Annotated in this window: 18 protein-coding genes and 1 pseudogene; 9 read left to right on the top strand and 10 right to left on the bottom strand. The window is 60.7% G+C overall.

The genetic code is table 11. The features are described 5' to 3' along the window. Nucleotides 1-26: 26 nt before the first annotated feature. The 5 genes and pseudogenes from LIX15_RS03550 to rnhB all read left to right on the top strand — a co-directional run bounded on the left by LIX15_RS03550 (nt 27) and on the right by rnhB (nt 4,875). Nucleotides 27-581, top strand: coding sequence for an NUDIX hydrolase (locus LIX15_RS03550; protein WP_227776961.1), 555 nt, complete (start codon nt 27-29; stop codon nt 579-581). Between the two features lie 171 nt (nt 582-752). Beyond that, nucleotides 753-2,172: pseudogene (locus LIX15_RS03555) on the top strand (GntP family permease). A 41-nt stretch (nt 2,173-2,213) separates the two neighbouring features. Further along, nucleotides 2,214-3,686, top strand: a complete 1,473-nt coding sequence (tgtA, locus tag LIX15_RS03560) for a tRNA guanosine(15) transglycosylase TgtA (protein WP_227776130.1) — start codon at nt 2,214-2,216, stop codon at nt 3,684-3,686. A 130-nt stretch (nt 3,687-3,816) separates the two neighbouring features. Further along, nucleotides 3,817-4,071: a hypothetical protein gene (locus tag LIX15_RS03565; protein WP_227776131.1), complete on the top strand. Its 255-nt coding sequence runs from the start codon at nt 3,817-3,819 to the stop codon at nt 4,069-4,071. Nucleotides 4,072-4,236: 165 nt separating this feature from the next. Further along, entirely contained in the window at nt 4,237-4,875 is a 639-nt protein-coding gene (rnhB, locus tag LIX15_RS03570) for a ribonuclease HII (protein ID WP_227776132.1), read from the top strand. Nucleotides 4,876-4,962: 87 nt separating this feature from the next. Here the strand turns inward: rnhB and LIX15_RS03575 are convergent, their stop codons facing one another. Together LIX15_RS03575 and secF are read right to left on the bottom strand one after the other, a co-directional pair. Next, a complete protein-coding gene (locus LIX15_RS03575) occupies nt 4,963-6,519 on the bottom strand; it encodes a preprotein translocase subunit SecD (RefSeq protein WP_227776133.1) in 1,557 nt (518 codons plus the stop codon). Next, nucleotides 6,516-7,370 carry a protein translocase subunit SecF gene (gene secF / locus LIX15_RS03580; RefSeq protein ID WP_227776134.1) on the bottom strand — a complete coding sequence of 285 codons (855 nt, stop codon included), beginning with the start codon at nt 7,368-7,370 and terminating at the stop codon, nt 6,516-6,518. Before secF ends, LIX15_RS03575 begins: the two co-directional genes overlap by 4 nt. Before the next feature lie 142 nt (nt 7,371-7,512). Here secF and LIX15_RS03585 point away from each other — a divergent pair, with 142 nt between their 5' ends. Then, nucleotides 7,513-7,854, top strand: coding sequence for a DUF7968 family protein (locus LIX15_RS03585; RefSeq protein ID WP_227776135.1), 342 nt, complete (start codon nt 7,513-7,515; stop codon nt 7,852-7,854). A gap of 18 nt (nt 7,855-7,872) precedes the next feature. Here the strand turns inward: LIX15_RS03585 and LIX15_RS03590 are convergent, their stop codons facing one another. The 3 genes from LIX15_RS03590 to LIX15_RS03600 form a co-directional block, all read right to left on the bottom strand. Continuing rightward, nucleotides 7,873-8,760, bottom strand: a complete 888-nt coding sequence (locus tag LIX15_RS03590) for an ATP-dependent ribose-1-phosphate kinase (protein ID WP_227776136.1) — start codon at nt 8,758-8,760, stop codon at nt 7,873-7,875. Nucleotides 8,761-8,859: 99 nt separating this feature from the next. Beyond that, on the bottom strand, nt 8,860-9,672 hold the full coding sequence (locus LIX15_RS03595) for a DUF63 family protein (RefSeq protein WP_227776137.1): 813 nt from the start codon (nt 9,670-9,672) through the stop codon (nt 8,860-8,862). 91 nt (nt 9,673-9,763) lie between these two features. Next, nucleotides 9,764-10,717: a ribose 1,5-bisphosphate isomerase gene (locus LIX15_RS03600; protein WP_227776138.1), complete on the bottom strand. Its 954-nt coding sequence runs from the start codon at nt 10,715-10,717 to the stop codon at nt 9,764-9,766. A 160-nt stretch (nt 10,718-10,877) separates the two neighbouring features. Between LIX15_RS03600 and deoC the strand changes: the two genes are divergently transcribed. Beyond that, nucleotides 10,878-11,513, top strand: coding sequence for a deoxyribose-phosphate aldolase (gene deoC, locus LIX15_RS03605; protein WP_227776139.1), 636 nt, complete (start codon nt 10,878-10,880; stop codon nt 11,511-11,513). A gap of 30 nt (nt 11,514-11,543) precedes the next feature. Here the strand turns inward: deoC and LIX15_RS03610 are convergent, their stop codons facing one another. Together LIX15_RS03610 and LIX15_RS03620 are read right to left on the bottom strand one after the other, a co-directional pair. Next, complete coding sequence (locus LIX15_RS03610; RefSeq protein WP_227776140.1) at nt 11,544-12,287, bottom strand: mechanosensitive ion channel family protein; 744 nt, start codon at nt 12,285-12,287, stop codon at nt 11,544-11,546. A 364-nt stretch (nt 12,288-12,651) separates the two neighbouring features. Beyond that, nucleotides 12,652-13,104: an outer membrane protein assembly factor BamB family protein gene (locus LIX15_RS03620; RefSeq protein ID WP_265338407.1), complete on the bottom strand. Its 453-nt coding sequence runs from the start codon at nt 13,102-13,104 to the stop codon at nt 12,652-12,654. Nucleotides 13,105-13,212: 108 nt separating this feature from the next. On the opposite strand from LIX15_RS03620, the gene LIX15_RS03625 reads away from it, so the two are divergent. Further along, entirely contained in the window at nt 13,213-14,466 is a 1,254-nt protein-coding gene (locus LIX15_RS03625) for a tRNA (N(6)-L-threonylcarbamoyladenosine(37)-C(2))-methylthiotransferase (protein ID WP_227776142.1), read from the top strand. Nucleotides 14,467-14,540: 74 nt separating this feature from the next. Here the strand turns inward: LIX15_RS03625 and LIX15_RS03630 are convergent, their stop codons facing one another. The 3 genes from LIX15_RS03630 to LIX15_RS03640 form a co-directional block, all read right to left on the bottom strand. Next, nucleotides 14,541-15,320 carry a plastocyanin/azurin family copper-binding protein gene (locus LIX15_RS03630; protein WP_227776143.1) on the bottom strand — a complete coding sequence of 260 codons (780 nt, stop codon included), beginning with the start codon at nt 15,318-15,320 and terminating at the stop codon, nt 14,541-14,543. Between the two features lie 76 nt (nt 15,321-15,396). Then, a complete protein-coding gene (locus LIX15_RS03635; RefSeq protein WP_227776144.1) occupies nt 15,397-16,332 on the bottom strand; it encodes a cation diffusion facilitator family transporter in 936 nt (311 codons plus the stop codon). Between the two features lie 67 nt (nt 16,333-16,399). Next, nucleotides 16,400-16,936 (bottom strand): HIT family protein, encoded by a 537-nt coding sequence (locus LIX15_RS03640; RefSeq protein WP_227776145.1) that lies wholly within the window; start codon nt 16,934-16,936, stop codon nt 16,400-16,402. Nucleotides 16,937-17,757: 821 nt separating this feature from the next. Here LIX15_RS03640 and LIX15_RS03645 point away from each other — a divergent pair. Then, on the top strand, nt 17,758-18,435 hold the full coding sequence (locus LIX15_RS03645) for a potassium channel family protein (RefSeq protein ID WP_227776146.1): 678 nt from the start codon (nt 17,758-17,760) through the stop codon (nt 18,433-18,435).

Genomic DNA, 18,435 nt, shown 5'->3' on the forward strand with positions numbered 1-18,435 from the left:
TTGCCGTCGGTCGAAAAGGATACCTTATGGCCGACGAAGACGACCCCCTCGCGTGGGAGACGCTCGAATCCGACGTCGCCTACGCCTGCCCCGGATTCGACATTCGCCACGAGGACGTACGACTGCCCGACGGAACGAAAACGGATTTCGATTACCTTTCGGAGTCCGAGAGCGTCGTCGTCCTCCCCTTCACCGAAGATGGCGACGTGGTCGTCATCGAGGAGTGGCGACAGGCGGTGTCGCGCGTCTCGCGCGGCCTGCCGGTCGGCGGAGTCGAACCGGAAGACGACGACCTCGAAGCGTCCGCACGCCGCGAACTCACCGAGGAAACCGGTTACGAGGCCGCCCGCGTTTCACACCTCACCACCGTCGAACCCGCGAACGGAATCGCGGATTCCGTTCTCCACTACTTCGTGGCACACGGCTGCGTCCCGACCGGCAAGCAGGAACTCGACCACAACGAAAGCATTCGCCCGACGACGACCACGTTCGACGCGCTGAAGGAAGAAATCGAGACTGACGGCGTCTACGACGGTCGAACCGCCCTTGGCGTCCTTTACTACGAGGCGTTCGGCAACTGAACGTTCGATGAGTGATGTCGCGCGGACTGGGTTCGAGTGAGTCGTGTTCGCCTCTTTCGCCCGTAGTTCGATTATTTCAGATTATCTGTCCAAATCCGCTAAACGTTTTTGGCATAATGTTATTTTTCTCACACATAAATTATAAATGATTGTCGTTGCTTTTCGGAGTGTATGGCATATCCTCACAGTCCGCTGGTCGCCTTTGTTGTCGGATTGGTTGCAGTCATCCTGTTGCTCGTGTACTGGGATCTACCAGCGTTTATCGGGCTCGTTATCGCGACGTTTATCGTCGGACTCGTCGCGCCGCAGGTTGCATTCGGGGACATCGCTTCGGAAACCGCAACCGCGTTCGGCGAGGGAATGACGGGAATCGGAATACCCATTCTGATGGCGGCCGTCATCGGAAATCGATGATGGGAAGCGGGGCGGCTGAACGAATCGTCCGCGGATTTCGCAGCTTGACCGGGTCGGACGGTTCGGAGTTCGCCCTGTGGGGCAGTAGTTCCTTCTTGGCCATTCCGGTGTTCTTCGACAACGTGTTCTATCTGATGGCACCGCTCGCGCGCTCGATGCGCGCTCGCGTCGGGAAAAACTACGCGCTGTACCTCGTCGTCGTCGGCGCTGGCGCCGCGACGACGCACGTGTTCGTTCCCCGACGCCGGGGCCACTGGCGGTAGCCGACGAAATCGGCGTCAACTTGGGAACGACCATCCTGATCGGACTCGCCGTGGCGATACCCTCCGCCCTCGTCGCCGGAATTTTTTACGGCCGGTGGATAAACGCCCGACTGGACATCCCGCTCCGCGACTCGATGGACACGAGCGGCGCGGAACTCGAAGATATCGCCCAGCGATCGACGAGTCAGCTTCCGGGCGTATTCGAAGCCAGTCTTCCGATTTTGCTCGCGGTCGTGCTGGTCGCGTCGAACACGGTCGTGGACACGTTCCTCTCTGATGGAACGACTTTCAGCGGCCTGCTCGGTGCCAATATTCCCCTCGTCGGCTCGATGGAAGTCGGTGGCGTCACCGGCTTCCTCGGCGACCCGAACTTCGCGCTCACGATGGCGGCGGTGGCCGCTGCGTTGACCTACCGACGAATGCGCGCGATGAGCGACGAGGAGTGGTCCGACGAACTGACGGAATCGTTGAAATCCGGCGGCAACATCGCGGCCATCACCGCCGCCGGTGGCGCGTTCGGCGCGATGCTCGCCGCGGCGGGTATCGGTGATTACATCGCCGATGCGCTCGCCGGACTCGGTATCGGCCTGCTCGTCACCGCGTGGCTCATCGCCGCCGCGGTTCGTATCGCACAGGGGTCGGCGACGGTCGCGATGCTCACGACGGCGGGCATCGTTTCCGGCTCCGGACTCGTCGCTTCGCTTTCGGTTCATCCCGCCTACCTCGTCATGGCCATCGGCGCGGGGGGCAACATCTTCTCGTGGTACAACGACAGCAGGTTCTGGCTGGTCAAGGAAATCGGCGGTCTCACGCAGGCAGAGACGCTGAAGACGTGGACGGCGCTGATGACGATTATTTCCGTTACCGGCATTATCACGGTTCTGATTGCCTCGTCGGTCTTCCCGCTGACCTAACAGCGCAATTCTTACACCGCCACCGTGGCAACGACGCGGTAATGGAACGAGACATCTTCGAACTCCGCGCCCAAGACGGGGCGGGTCGAATCGGGGACCTCACCGTCCCGCGCGCCGGTGTGACGGTCGAAACCCCCGCCCTTTTACCGGTTGTCAACCCGCACGTCGTAACCGTCGAGCCCTCCCGACTCGAATCCGAGTTCGGCGCGGAAATCCTCATCACGAACTCTTACATCCTCTACAAGAGCGACGATTTCCGCGAGGAAGCCCTCGACGTGGGACTGCACGAACTGCTCGATTTCGACGGCGCTATCATGACCGACTCCGGGTCGTTCCAACTCGCCGAGTACGGCGAAATCAGCGTGACGACGGACGGAATTCTCCAATTCCAACACGACGTCGGATCGGATATCGGAACTCCCGTGGACATCCCGACGCCCCCGGACGTTGACCGCGAACAGGCCGAAGACGAGTTGGCCACGACGAAGGAACGCCTCGAACTGGCGGAAACCGTCGATGTCGGCGACATGCTCGTCAACGCGCCGGTGCAGGGTTCGACCTACCCGGATTTGCGAGAAGCGGCGGGTAACCACGCCTACGGTACCACGCTGGACGTGTTCCCCGTCGGGGCCGTCGTCCCCCTGATGAACGAGTACCGGTACGGCGACATGGTGGACATGGTCGCCGGGGCAAAGCGCGGACTGGGCGCGGATGCACCGGTTCACCTGTTCGGCGCGGGCCACCCCATGATGTTCGCGCTGGCGGTCGCCATGGGCTGCGACCTGTTTGATTCGGCGGCTTACGCGCTCTACGCCCGCGACGACCGCTATCTGACGGTTCGGGGAACCGAGCAGTTGGACGACCTCGAATACTTCCCGTGTTCGTGCCCCATCTGCGCGAACAACGCGCCAGACGAAATCCGACGGTTGGGCGACCGGGAGCGAGAAGAGCAACTCGCGGAACACAACCTCCACGTCACGTTCGAGGAGATTCGCACCATCAAGCAGGCGATTCGGTCGGGTAACCTGCTCGAGCTGGTCGAGAACCGCGCCCGCGCCCATCCCGCGATGCTGGACGGCTACCGTGCGCTGGTCGAACATTCGGCCCAACTCGAACGCGCCGACCCCGCCTCCAAGGGGACGTTTTTCTATCTCTCCAGCGAGAGCGCCCGCCGACCCGAAGTCGTGCGCCACCACGAGCGCCTGTCGCGCCTGAATCCCGAAGGGCGGGTTCTCCTGACTGAAGGCAACCCGAGCAGTCGCTACGACGAATCGTGGAACATCGTCCCGCCGTTCGGCCCGTTCCCCCGCGCGCTTTCCGAAACCTATCCCCTGACGGTAGAGGTTCCCGACCGGATGGACACGGATGCGTTCGAATCCGCCGCTCGCGGCGTGGGTCGGCTGGTCGAAGAGAATCCAGAAACCGAGTTCACGCTAGCCCACCGCGGCTGGCCCGAATCCGCGGTGAAACTGGTTCCAGAATCGGTTCATTTGGTCGATTTGGACCACGTGTAGACCGCGGCTGAGGATTTTGTTTGTCGGTTTTTCTCGATGTTTTGGTGGTTTTTCGAGAATAGACTGATTGTGAAGAGGAGGTGGTTGCTCACACGAGTCGTAAGCCACGCCCGAGCGCAGGAAGAAACGAGTGGCGAAGCCACGAGTGACTGACGGCGCTCGCCCGTTCCCGACCAAATTTGCGGGCGAGCGAGTGCGGCGCTGCGCCGCACTCGCCCGCCAAGCGACTGGACGAACTGGCCACTGCTTTCGGAAGGACGATTTTCCACCGAAAACCGGCAGGCCGAGTTTGGAGTGGGCGGGCCAGTGGCCCGCCCGCTCTGCGGGTGGGTCGGGGAACGGGCGACCGAACGAGAAGACCGAATACGGCGCTTCGCGCCGCTGAGGGGAGCGAGTGAGGGCGGGCGTGGCTTACGACTCGTGATTACTATCATACCTGTCTTGGCACCGATTCTGTCACGCTGTCGGCTCAAAACTCCAAAAATGTAGCAACCGCCACATCCTATCCGAATCAGAAACGCCCATGTAACGCCCCGCCAACCCTACAACCGTGTTCGGGGTAGACGAAGCGGGCAGAGGGCCGGTGTTAGGGTCGATGTTCGCCGCGGCGGTCGTGGTTGAGGACACAGACGACCTCCCCGCGGGAATCGGCGATTCGAAAACGCTCGCGCCGGAGCGCCGAGAGGCGTTCGCGGAGCAGTTCCGAGAGGACGACACAATCGAAGTCGGCGTGGCCGAAATCCCGACGAGTCAAATCGACGACCCGGAAACAGATATGAACACCCTGACCGTCAAGGCGCACGCCGAGGCGATTTCACAGGTTGCAAAAGAGAATGCGCAGGGGATCGTAGACGCCTGCGACACCAGCGAATCGCGGTTCGCACGGCGGGTGACCGAGGGAATCGAATACCCCATCGAAATCACTGCGGAGCATGGCGCGGACGAAACCCACACAATCGTCGGCGCGGCCAGCATCGTCGCCAAAGTCGAACGGGACACTCACGTCGCGGAACTCGAGGAAAAGCACGGCGAGGTCGGAAGCGGCTATCCCAGCGACCCGAAAACGCGGACGTTTCTCCGCGACTACGTCGAATCCCACGGTGAGCTGCCGGACTGCGCCCGCGCGTCGTGGCAGACGAGCAAGGACGCGCTGTCGGCCTGCGAGCAGTCCGCGCTCGACCAGTTCTGAGGATTGTTTTTCGAAGCGTGGTGACCGAACGCGATGGCTCGACATTAGTCGAGTGAAACAGCAAAAAGCCGAATCGTAAAAACGCGATTATTTGTCCGTCAGCAGGTACCGCAGGATGTCACCGTAGGCCGGACGGGTGATGAGCACCCCGATGAGCACGCCGAGGATCGTGATGATGGCGAATCCGCGGAGGTCACCGAGCGAGAGCACGGCCAGCGGACTCATCGCAACGATGGTCGTCGCGGCGGCGGCCCCGATGACCCAGAACGCCTTGCGGAAGCGCGACTGGAAGACGCGCGAGGAGTGGACGTCACCCTCGCTCATCACCTCGTCGGCGATGATGATGAGGTCGTCCACCCCGGTTCCGATGACGGCGATGAATCCCGCGATGTGCGACAGGTCGAGCGGTAACTCGATTGCCGCGGCGAAACCGAGGAGGATGACCACCTCGGAGAGCGCCGTGACTATCATCGGGAGCGCGACCTTCGGCTTCCCGTACCGGAGGAACACGGTGCCGCTCACGGCGAACACGGCAGCGATACCCGCGACGAGCGAGTACAGTTTGAACTCCGTGGCGAGGCTCGGCGCGAGGTAGGTGGTCGTCCCCGCCTGCGTGTCGAGGGGCGACGGGAGCGCGCCCGCTCGGAGGTTGACTTGCAGTTGTCGGGCGTCTGACATGTTGGTCGTCGTCATCGTGAACGTCGGTTGATCCTCGAACTCGCCGCTCTCTATTTGTGGGGCGAGACTGTTGCTCATCGACGCTCCGTAGACGACTCGTTCGTCCACGATCGTGTACAGACAGTACCCGCCTTGGCTTGCGTTGGCTTGCGGATAGTTACAGGCTTGAATGCCTTCACTACTCGTGAATCCGCGCTCGTTCATCACGCGGGAAAATCGCTCCGCGGCGGAATCGGTGAGCGTGACGGAGACGAACGGGCGGCCGTTCGGGTCTTGCTCCGCTTGCCCGATGCTCGTAAAGGAATCCTGCTGGAGCACCGTCGTGTTCTCGTAGCTTCCGTTGCCGGTCGGGTAGTGAGCGACGACGGTCACCTTACCGCGTTCGGTAACCAAGTCGTTCATCTCCGACTGGTTCGTGTTCGGCATCTCGATTTGGATGAAGTGGTCGCCGGTCGAGGTCACCTCTTGGACGCGACCGCCCGCGAGTCCGGATTCTGAAATCTTGTCTCGCAAGGTGCGAACGATTTCGTCGCGGGTTTGTTGGGTCACGCCGTCACGAACCGTTCCGTGTTCGATACCCGCCTCGTCGAGCGCGGATTCCAGTTGATTCGTCGTGACGTTGTCCGTGAGCACTTCGACGGTGATTCCCTCTTGGCTCTGGCGAATCATCACGTCGCTCTGGTCGGCGTTGGCGATGTTCCCGGCGACGGCTTTCTGAATTTCGGATTCGCTCGTTCCGTTCGAAAGCTCCACGTCTTCTGCGGTGACGCCGTGAACCGGCGCACGAATCCGCGTTCCGCCCGCCAGATCGAGCCCATACTCCAGATTGGTCGGGCCATCGTTCGTGGTCAACGCATCGTTTTGATTACCGCCGGAGACGGTTCCTTGCGGAGCGAACAGCGCGAACGCGCTTCCTAGCAGGAGAAGGACGAGCAGGGTGACCCGCCACTGTTTTCGGATGCTCATCGCGCTATCCCCTCGTATTTGTACCAGCGAAGGAGGCTCAAGTTGAGCATGTAGGTGTTCATCAAGTCAGTTGCCAGTCCCATCACGAGCACCACGCCGATGGACGTGAGCAAGTCGATGCCGAAGAAGAACGCTACGAGCGTCATCACGGCCATCGCCGAAATGGACGTGAGCGTCATCGTAACACCGGTTCGCATCGCGCGGTAAGTGCTCTCGTAGAAGTCGCCCGACCGCCGCAAGATGTGATTGTTGAGCAGTATGTCCGAGTCCACGCTGTAACCGATGAGCATCAGGAGCGCCGCGACGGTACCCAACGAGAGTTTGATACCGAAAACGTTCATCAGCGCGAGCGGAATCACGATGTCGCTGAACGCCGATAGAACGACGGCGATGGACGGAACGAACGTCCGAAACATGAGAAAGACGAGGATGCTCATGCCCGCAAATGCGGCCACGAGACCGTACAGCGCGAGTTCCTGCGAATCCGCGCCGAAGCTCGCCGAGGTACTCTGCACCGAAGTCACCTCGTACCCTTGCTGTTGGGCCTGCGATTCGAGCGCCCGCGTGTTCGTCTCTTGGAACGTTACGATGTAGACGTTATCCGCTGATTGGGCGGGTGCAATCGAGACGGGGTTCAGCGACTGTTCGATCTCCGCTTGCGATGCAGTCGCCTGAATCCGCATCTCGGTGCCGCCCGTAAACTCGATACCGGGGGTTACCGGTGCGCCGGTGGTCAACCACCATCCGGCGAGCACGAGGAGGGCCAGCACGAGGACGGCGAGCGGCACCGCCGCGAGTTGCCGGTTCGAGTACCGGGTGTAATCGACCTCCGGTACTTGAAACTCTACCATGATGGATGGGTGCGTGATGGCCCTGAATAAGCCTTCTTAATTACTGTGGCCAAACGTGTCGTGTGAAAATTGAAAGACCGGACGACGGAACGGTTCGACAACCGCGAAAACCGATATACGTGTGAATCACCTATTCGTTCGTATGACGACCAAAGAGGCCGTACCGGCGGGCGAGACGGCGACCCGCGTCGTCGTCTCGTACCCCGAAGACCTGAGCAGTTGGGGCGAGTTCCAACTGAACGAACGCCCGTTCCGGGCCTACCTCCGGAAAACGAAGGACGACGTTCAGGAGGGCGACGTGTGGGAGGAGTTCCTCGACGTCGGCTGTTGTGGCGACACGCTGGACGTTCCGCTTCGCGTCGAATCGGTCGAAGGCGGCGGCAAAATGGGAGAAGACACCGAAATCGTCTACGAGGTTCGGGAAGCCTGCGGTATTCGGGGCGGATGGTTAGTGCAGAGCGCGGACGGGCCGAACGAATTTTAGCACCATTTCGGAATTCCACTAAAACTGCTCGTCGAGAAACGCTCCGACGCGCTCTTTCGTCGGTGCGGTACGAGCGCCGGGTGCCATCGACGCGAGCGCACCGCAGGCGTTTGCGAACTCCAGCGCCCGCTCGTAATCCGTGGAATCGAGAAACGTGGCGATGAACCCCGCGGCGAAGGCGTCACCTGCTCCGGTCGTGTCCACCGAATCGACGCCGAATCCGGGATGGGTGTAGACGCCTTCTGTCGTATCCACGCGCGCACCGTCGCTTCCGTGTTTGATGACGACGACGCGACCGTGAAGTTCCGAGGAGGGATGTTCTAAATCCTCGTCCAGAAGGGTCTTTGCCTCCCTGTCGTTCAGAAAGACGATGTCCGAGTAGGCGAGCGCCCGTGAAAAATCCCGGTCAACGAGTCTGCGACCCGGGTCGAAACTGACGGGAACTCCCACTTCGGTTGCAACCCGCGCGAGTTCCGCCGCGCTGTCCGGGCGTTGACTGGTCAAGTGGAGATGTTCCGCGTTTCGAATGTACGCTTCGTTCACGTCGTCCGGCGAAACCGCTTCGTTCGCGCCGTCGTTGCCGAGAACCATCACTTCTCCCGCCTCGTCCACGATGAGGTACTTCGTCGTGGTTTCTATTCCCTCGACTTGGAGGACGTGTTCGCAGTCTACCCCTTCGGCATCCAATTCGCGACGGACGAGCAATCCGTGTTCGTCGGTGCCGACGCTGCCAACGAGTCCCGCAGAAACGTCCATCCTCGACAGGGCGACGGAGACGTTTGCGGCGCTTCCGCCGCCGGAGCGTCGTTGGGACGTGATACGCGCCTCACCGTCGGGGTCCGGAAGGGCATCAACCTGAAGCGTCACGTCCCAGTTGACGTGACCGGCAGTTACGACTCGAACCAATGTAGTTCCCCCTCGCGGTTCGTGGACGGCATACTGTTCCGATAAGCGGTACTGGTAAAAAATCCTGATGATTGTGCCGGAATCGGCAACAACGGTTGGTTATCCCGTGATGGCGAACAGTATGAGATTGTGCGCGCCCGGACCCAATCCGACCGCGGCGACGACACCGAGCAGGAGGTAGCCCTCCGTCGGTTCGTCCGCGACGTAGTCGGCAAACAGAATCACGACGAACTCCGCGATGGCGAGTTTGACGAGAATGAACAACCACCCGACGCCGATAGCGTCGGCCGTCGGAAGCACTTCCGCAAATTCGAGGATGGTGCGGGAGACGGGGGTTCGTTCGCTCGCGTTGAGAATGTCGATACCGACCGCGGTCGAAACGGAATCGACCGCGTGGCCGAACAGCGTGAGGACGCCGACCGCGCCGGTAATGACGGCGACGTGAGGGTAGAAAAACTGCGTGCCCACCCAGAGAAGGCCGGTTAACACTACGGCGACGACGAGCGCGACGAAGGGCCAGAACAGCCGCAAACTGTCGTTTTGAATCCCGTACCAAAGGGCGGCGGAAATGACGAGGAGGATGCCCGCAGTACCGACTCCCGCGAGTGTCTGCGGGACCGACTGTTCGCGCCGCCGGAGCGAAAACAGCCAAACCAAACCGGCGACGACGAACGTCGTGAGATACACCGAGGGCGTCCCGAACAGGGGCGCGATGCTTTCCGGAACGAACCCGACCTGATAGAGCGCGTGGAGTCCGGCGCCCACGACCATCCACGGGGCGAGTGCGACAACTGTCCGTTCCGAAATCGTCGGCTTCGCGCGCAGGAGCGCCCACGCGACGAAACCAACCGCCAACAGAAGCGGGAGGAGATAGACCAGCGATGGGAGTGCAAATCCTTCCGGCAGTACCATACACCGACAGGTGAACGGAGGTATGGAAAGGTTTGCGGTCTGTCTACAAGTCTCGTGATAGTTTGACGGTGATGACCAGTTAGGTACCGAACTACCGTTCCCACGGTTCGTTGGCGTGGTAGTCACCAAACAACTCGCGCATTAGCGTCACGACACTTTCCGGCGGAAACTGGCCGCGTTCGGTAACGATGGCGTCCACGTATCTTGGGGGCGTCACGTCGAACGCCGGATTTTCGACCGTCACGTCGCCGATTTCGGCGCGTTCGTCGTCGGGGAGGATTTCCGCTTCGTCCCGCATCTCGATTTCGACCGTGTGACCCGTCATCGTCCCCGGGTGGAATTTCAACGTCTGCGCCGCGACCATGATGGGAACGCCGCGTTCGCGGGCGTTCACCGCCAGTCCCGAGGTGCCGATTTTGTTGATGACGCTCCCGTCCGCCGCGATGGCGTCCGCGCCGACGAGAACGTGGTCGGTGTCGTCCAAATACCGGCGGGCCGCGTTGTCCACGATGATCGTGACCGGAACGTCCCACTCGCGGAGTTGCTTCGCGGTGATGTGGCCCTGCTTTCGCGGGCGCGTCTCCTTGACGATGGCGCTGATTTCCTTGCCGTCGTCCAACGCGTTGCGAACGCAGGAAAGCGCGTCCGTCGAATGACAGTGCGTCATGATGGTGTCGCCGTCGCGAAGGCGGTTCGCGCCGATTTGACCGAGGTTGTCCTGCGCGTGGTCGAGTTCCCGGCGGAACTCGACCGCACCTTCGATGACGCTCACGCGCAGTTCTGAGACGATCTCGCCGTTCATTCCGCGAAGGACGTACCGCAGGGCGTTCGGCAGACTCACCGCGGTCGGGCGGGTTTCGTGGAGCATCCGGGCCGCAGTTCGTATCTCCGCTCGGAACGCTTCCGGCGTTTCGGCCTCGCTCGCCTCTGCCTGTTCGCCGAGCGCCGCCGCCGCGGCGTCGGCGATGGTCGCCGCACCGCGAACCTCCATGTCGGCGATGTCGTCCGCGGCGTCGGTGACGGCGGGATGGATGTCGCGTTCCATACCCCTTACTAGAACGTTCGGCGACAAAAAGATAGTCCGGCGAAACGTCCACAGTCGTGGTACGTGCGCCACTACTATAGGTTTCGACGCACCCTACGCGCAGTTTCTGTCGGTACGGACGATAGCGGGATTTTTACCCCGCCGGTTCATCCGCCCCGCTATGAACGAAACAGAACTCGCCGGCGCAATCGACCACACCGTCCTCGGCCCGGAGACGACGCTTGCAGACGTCGAGAAAGTACTCGACGAAGCGGAGGAGTACGGAATGAACGCCTGCATCCCGCCGTGCTACGTGTCGGAGGCGAACGAGTACGCTCCGGACGTGACCCTCGCAACCGTCGTCGGGTTCCCTCACGGGCAACACGCAACCGACGCGAAGCGCGACGAAGCGGTCGGCGCGTGGGACGACGGCGCGGACGAACTGGATATGGTCATCAACGTCGGACGACTGAAAGCGGGCGACCACGACGCGGTCAAAGCCGACATCGAAGAACTCGTCGCGGCGGTGCCGATTCCCGTGAAAGTCATCATCGAAACCGCGCTGCTCACCGACGAGCAAAAGCACGACGCCTGCCGACTGGCGAAGGAGGCCGACGCCGCGTTCGTCAAAACCTCGACCGGTTTTGCGGATGGCGGGGCAGAAATCGAGGACGTGGAACTGATGGCGGAATACCTGCCCGTCAAGGCGAGCGGCGGTATCGGCGACTACGAAAAAGCGAAGGCCATGCTCGACGCGGGCGCGAAACGAATCGGTGCGAGCAGTGGCGTCGAAATCGTGAGCGATTTCCGCGGATAGTCTTTTTTCAGCCGTTTTCGACCGATTCGTTCAGTCGTCGTCGTCGCTGGGTTGCGGACTCGGCGTCCCCTGACTGGCGCTGCTCATCCAGCTGTCGATGTGGTTTGCGACGTAGTCCCTGCCACCCCATCCGAAGGCGACGCCGACGCCGATGGCGACCGCGGCGGCGAGACCCCACGCGAGCGCTCTCGCGAAGACGTACAGGATGCCGACGTCGATTCCCATCGTGTCGAGACCGATGACGATGGCGGTGAAGTACAGGAACATCCGGGTTCCTGTAGAGAACCAACGGGTGTAGGCGGTGTGCGTCGCCGCTCGGGTTCGCATGATTGCGTCACCGATGAAGTCGGCGACGACGAATCCCAGCACGATGACGAGCAGACCCGCGATCAGTGCGGGAAGGTACGAGACCGCGGTCGCCACCCACTCCGAGAGCGTTGCGATTGCGAGGACGTTCGCCGCGGCGAGAATTGCCAGTGCGTAGATGAACCACGCGGCGAGCTTCCCGAACGCGCCGGATACCGCGCTTTCGGTTCCGCCGAGCATTCGACCCAGCGGCGTATCGAGCACCATTCGGTCGAGTTCGATTCGGTCTGCGATTCGACGAACGACCGCCGCCACGGCGCGACCGATAACCCAGCCGATGAGCAGGATGACGAGCGCGCCGACGAGTCGCGGGAGCAGTGCGATAAAACCGGAGATGGGATCTTGCAACCAGCCCGGAAGGCCCCCTACTTGCAGTACTGTATCCGTGACCAGATTATGTTGAGTCATTGTTTTTCTCCCCCACTTCCGCGTGGGTAATAGAGGAATGGACTACAGCCAATTTGTTGTTGGCTGCCTAAAGCGAAACGGCAATCGAGTAACGATGAATGATACAGAATTTATTTTTCTCCACAACAGTACGAACACAGATAGTTAGGTCGCCGATTATGGCTGAAATATTTCATTTTCGGAGAGCCGCAGTAGCAGAGAAAACGCGTTCCTTTTGCCGCGGTGCGGTTTTTTCGAACGGAAAGACACGAACCGTTAAACTGTGTCAAAAAATTTCTGACATTATTTCGCTCCGTCCGATTCGGGACGCCCCGGTAGTTTTCATGCTTCGAGCGCGTACAGCATATCCGACCCCTCCGCCGGTTCAGTGGTTGCAAAGAGCATCCCGTCCGCGACGGCGAGACCCTGCCGAACGCGGCCACCGAGGTCGCGTTTCCACCGCATCGAACCGTTTTCCGGCGAAACCGGTTCCACCGCCGGTTTTGATGCCGTACAGCGTTCCACTGTCGTCGCCGATATACAGCGTCTCGTCGGCAACGATCGGCGAAACAAGACTGTTCTCGGCGAGGGAGAACGTCCAGCGCGCCTCTCCCGAATCAGCGTCGGTGGCGACCACTTCGTCACCGTGCGTTCCAAACACGGTTCCGTCGGCCACGGCGAGATGATTGTCTGTTATGCCTCCCTTTTTTCGCTTGCCACTTCGTTGCGACAACTCCGGCGTCCGCGGCGAGGCAGAACAATCCCCCGAGAGTGGGGACGTACAGCGCGCTTTGAATACTTCCGGCCGGGGCGTTTCGGAAGGGAGGTTAGAGTTCATTTGTCAGCGGTTCGTCGTTTGGTGCAATAGGTCTTCTGTGCCGAAACGAACGCAATTTCGGCCCACAATCGTCGCCCTTTTGCCCGCGTAGGCGAAAGCGAACACCGAATGGCCCGGTATCACATCGAGACGTACGGGTGTACCTCGAACCGCGGCGAGAGCCGTCAGATAGAGTCCGCGCTCCGCGACGCGGGCCACTATCGCGTCGAGGCACCCGAGCAGGCGGACGTCGCAATCATGAACTCCTGTACGGTGGTGGAGAAAACGGAACGAAACATGGTTCGCCGGGCCAAAGAACTCGAAGCGGAGACGGCGGATCTCATCATCACCGGCTGTATGGCGCTCGCGCAGGGCGACGAGTTCGAGACGGAGGGAATCGACGCTCAAATCCTTCACTGGGACGACGTGCCGACGGCGGTGACGAACGGCGAATGTCCGACCCCCGGTCCGGGTGTCGAACCGGTTTTGGACGGCGTGGTCGGCATCCTACCCATCGCTCGCGGCTGTATGTCCGACTGTTCGTACTGCATCACGAAGCACGCGACCGGCAAAATCGACTCGCCCTCGGTCGAGGAGAACGTCGAAAAGGCTCGCGCGCTCGTTCACGCAGGTGCGAAGGAACTCCGGATTACCGGACAGGACACGGGGGTGTACGGCTGGGACCGCGGCGAGCGAAAACTGCACGTCCTGTTAGACCGCATCTGCAACGAAATCGAGGGCGAGTTCCGCGTCAGGGTCGGCATGGCGAACCCGAAGGGCGTCCACGGCATCCGCGAGGAACTCGCGCAGGTGTTCGCCGAAAACGACGAACTGTACAATTTCATTCACGCGCCCGTCCAATCCGGGTCGAACGACGTGCTCGGCGACATGCGCAGACAGCATCAGGTGGGCGAGTACGTCGAAATCGTGGAAACGTTCGACGAGTATCTGGACTACTGGACGCTTTCGACCGACTTCATCGTCGGTTTCCCGACGGAAACCGACGACGACCACGAACAGAGCATGGCGCTCCTACGCGAAACGCGCCCCGAAAAGCTCAACGTCACCCGGTTTTCGAAGCGTCCGAACACCGACGCCGCGAACATGAAAGGACTCGGCGGCACGATAAAGAAAGAGCGCTCGAAGACGATGTCCGAGCTGAAGATGGACATCGTCGGCTCCGCCTACGAGGAGATGGTCGGCACCGAAAAGCGCGTGATGGTCGTGGAGGAAGGTACCGGCGATTCGGTCAAATGCCGGGACGAAGCGTACCGACAGGTCATCGTACAGAACGCCTCCGACTACGGCATCGAACCCGGTGACTTCCTCGACGTGGAAATTACGGGTCACCAGACGGTGTACGCGTTCGGGAAGCCGATTTAGAGATTCAATTTTTGGCAGCTGAAAGAAGTGAGAGACTCGGGAGGGCCGAATCGGGGTTGGGTGATGAACGTCGATTACTCGACAATTATCGTTCCCTTCATGCCGACTGATTGGTGCGGAACGCAGTAGTATTCGTATTCACCGGGCACCTCGAAGGTGTGGCTGTACTCGTGGCCCGCGTCGTACACTGTTCCGTCGCCGCCGGGCGTTCCCTGCCAGTTCGCCTCGTCGGGTTGGCTTTCGACGGCGATGTTGTGCGTGTCCGACTTCCAGACGAAGGTGACTTCGGTTCCTGTCGGGACTGTGAGCAGGTCGGGAGTGAACTCCAGATTCCCATCCGACCCGACTTCGACCGGCAGGTCGTCTTCGGTCGCGGGGGGTTGTTCGCCCGTCGTTTCGGTGAGTTTCTCGGTCGTTTCCTCCGCCGGCGGTGCGACGGTAATCGTTCCGACCATCCCGGCGGCATTGTGCGGTTGACAGAAGTACTCGTATTCGCCGACCGTCTCGAAGGTGTGGGTATAGCGGTATCCCGTGTCGTAAAGTGTGGAACGGGAACCGGGCGTCCCTTCCCAGTTCGCATCACTGGGTTGGTCTTCGACTACGATGTTGTGGGTGTCCGATTTCCACTCCCACGCGACAGTCTGGCCGGGGTGAACCGTAACGTTCTCGGGTGTGAACGTGAGGTTGCCGCCGCGGCCGACTTCTATCGTCACGTCAGCTTTCGTCCCCTCGTCCGGTTTCGACTCGTCTTTCGAGCCGATTTGTCCACCTGCGAGACAGCCAGCGAGGGACGTTCCCGCGAGCATCGCGCCGGTTGCTTGCAGCATCGTCCGCCTGTCGTATTCGGAGGTCATAGGAACCTGTATCTGTGTCTACAACACCGTGGTAAAAAATACCGGAACCCGATTCCCACCATCTGAAAACGACAGCCTATCCCCCGTCTCCGTCCCGAACCGGTGTGTCAGCCAATCGGTCGGCTTCGTCGTCCGTCTTCCACTCACCGAGTTCCTTGGGATCGACGTGGACGAAGACGTCGTCCACCTCGGCAATCTCCTGAACGGAGTGCATCACCTCGGTTTCGATGTCGTGTGCCTCGATGAGCGTTCTATCCCCTTCGACTTCGATGTGCATGCTCACGTCGATTTCCGGGCCGACGTAGTGGGCGACGACGTCGTGGACGCCTTCTACATCAGGATGTGAAAGCGCCCGTTGGATGATTTTCGCCCGAAGGTCTTCCGGCGGGGCACGCCCGACGAGATACTCCACGTTGCTCTCGACGATTTCCCACCCTGTGTAGAGAATCCCGAGTGAGACGACGCCCGCCGCGAGTGGGTCGAGTTCCGGAATCCCGACGGACGCGCCGAGAACCCCGACGAGAGCCGCCCCCGCGGTGAGAATGTCGTTGCGGTTGTCCAGCGCGATCGCTTCGACTGCGGGCGAGTTGGCACCCGCACCGATTCGGAGGCAGTATCGGTACAGTCCGTATTTGACGACACATGTTCCGACGAGGACGCCGACGGCCAGCGGACTCGTCGTCGCCGAAACGTCGCCCGAGAGGAAGGAGGTTGCCGACCGCCAGAAAATCAGTCCACCGGCCGCGAAAACGCCGAGCGCGACGAGCAGCGAAACGAACGGTTCGATTCGCTCGTGCCCGTGCGGATGGTCGAAATCCGGCGGTTGCGTCGTCAGGTACAGTCCGGCGAGGACGACGACGCTGTACACCGCGTCGGAGAGGCTGTTGACCGCCTCGGAACCGACCGCGAGGCTCCCGGTTTGAAACCAAACGAGTCCCTTCGCGACCGCCAGCAGGAGGTTCGCCGAGAGGACGACGATTCCCGCGGTGCGGACGGCGGACGAGCGGTTCATTACGGCTGAATTAGGTCGGATTCCCTATGGCTATGTCGGCGGGGAAGAGCTGTCGTCCTCTTTCATTCTACTCGAACGAAACCGCGGTGTTTTCGTCGGGAATCGTTGCACCTTCCTGTTCCGCGAAGGCGTCGTGAACCCGTTCGTAGGTGGCCTCCAGCGCTTCCACGATGACCTTCGTGTCGGAGATTACCGGCATGAAGTTCGTATCGCCCTGCCACCGCGGGACGATGTGCGTGTGGAGGTGGTCGATGGAGCCGCCGCTTCCCTCACCGATATTCAGCCCGGCGTTGAATCCGTCCGGTGAGAGGGCGGTTTCCAGGGCGTCGAAGGTTCTCTGTTTGAGTCTCGCGTGACCAAGCAGGGACTCGTCCGTCAGCTCCCGGTAGTCCGCGGTGTGCTGGTTCGGAATGACCATGACGTGCCCCGGATTGTAGGGGTAGTTGTTCAACATCACAACGGCGTGGTCGTTTCGCGCCACGACCAGAAAATTCCGGTCGGCACCGCGGTTCGGGAGTTCGCAGAAGACGCACTCTTCGATTTCGACGTCGCTGTCCTCGCGTTCCACCCACTCGATTCGCCACGGTGCGAACACCTGTTGCATGCGTAGATGTGTGGCTTGAGATGGTTTATGTTATGAGGTTCGTGCTATCGGGAGTCGTCCTCTGCCGTGTACTATCCAGGATTTCGTGAACTTCGTCCTTTGTTGTGTTTTTGTGACTCTTAGGATAGGTAGTCACGGCAACAAATCCCGCCACCGAACCGCGCTCGCGGCTCCACCGCTCGACTTCTCGCTTGATCACTCAACCGCAAGGGTGCGCCAGCGCGTTTCGCGCGAGGGTCGAACGAAGTGAGGCACGAGTGCAATTCAGCGCTGGCGGGGAGGAGCGGGGACACTGGCGATGCGGTAGCGGTTCCTCGGCGTCCTCGTGAACGGAGTTCTCGCGAGCGCAGCGAGCGAGAGTACGGAAGAGCAGAGCTCATCCGGTGTGAACGAGGGGTCGTCAGAGCGTCCTCTGACGGCGGATGAAGGACGAGAGAACCACGGAGCATGAGGGTGGGGGAAATTTCCGATTTCCTCGAGTGAGCAAACCGGTGTGTTTGCGAGCGACGGAAAACCGCTGGTTTTCCGGTACCGCGAAAGACGGAGTCTTTCGCAGGCATCGTTTTGAGTCGGAAATACCAAACACCCTTTGGGCACGAACCGCTAGAGCACACTTCTGGATAACCACACTTCAGTACAACCCAACTCAATACTTTCGTCCACGTCAAACCCGTCGATGCGTGCGTTACGACGAGTTTAACGACTCCCTAACCGAGACTAAACACCCACCTACTGGAGTCGGTGACCACCCGCCTCACTTATGAAGCCCTCATCTCACAACAGTATCTTTTCAAACGCTGACTTCGGAGGGAGAATAACGAATGTATCTCATCATCGTCGGTGCGGGCGACATCGGCTCGCAACTCATCAGCATTGCGACCCAGAACAACAACGACGTGGTGGTCATCGAAAAAGACCAAGAACGCGCGGAACGCGCGTCGATGGAGTTCGACTGCCTCGTCCTCCACGACGACGCGACAGTCATCGATACGCTAGAAGAAGCGGGCGCAGAACGCGCGGACGCCCTCATCAGCACGACCGACCAAGACGCGACGAACATTATGGTCTGCCTGCTGGGACAGGAGATGGAAGTGCCGTCGCTCATCTCGGTCGTTCACAATCCCGAACATATGAACATCTTCCGCCAAATCGGCGTGAACGTCATCGAGAATCCCCAACGCCTCATTGCGGACTATCTCTATCGCGCCGTGAAACGCCCGTCCATCAAGGATTACATGAAGGTCGGCGAGCAGGCAGAAGTGTTCGAAATTACAGTCGATTCGTACGCGCCGATTTCGGGCCTCACGCTTTCCGAAGCGGCGGGCGAGGGCCTGTTCGGCGAAGGGATGTTGGTCGTCGCAATCGAGCGCAACAAAGACGTTATTACCCCGCACGGGAACACGAAAATAGAGGGCGGCGACCTCATCACCGTCTTCTCGGAAAACGGCGCAACGCCCGAGGTAACCGACATCTTCGGCCACTACGAGGACCACGACTGA

Source organism: Haladaptatus pallidirubidus, assembly GCF_020700235.1.
Taxonomy (GTDB): domain Archaea; phylum Halobacteriota; class Halobacteria; order Halobacteriales; family Haladaptataceae; genus Haladaptatus; species Haladaptatus pallidirubidus.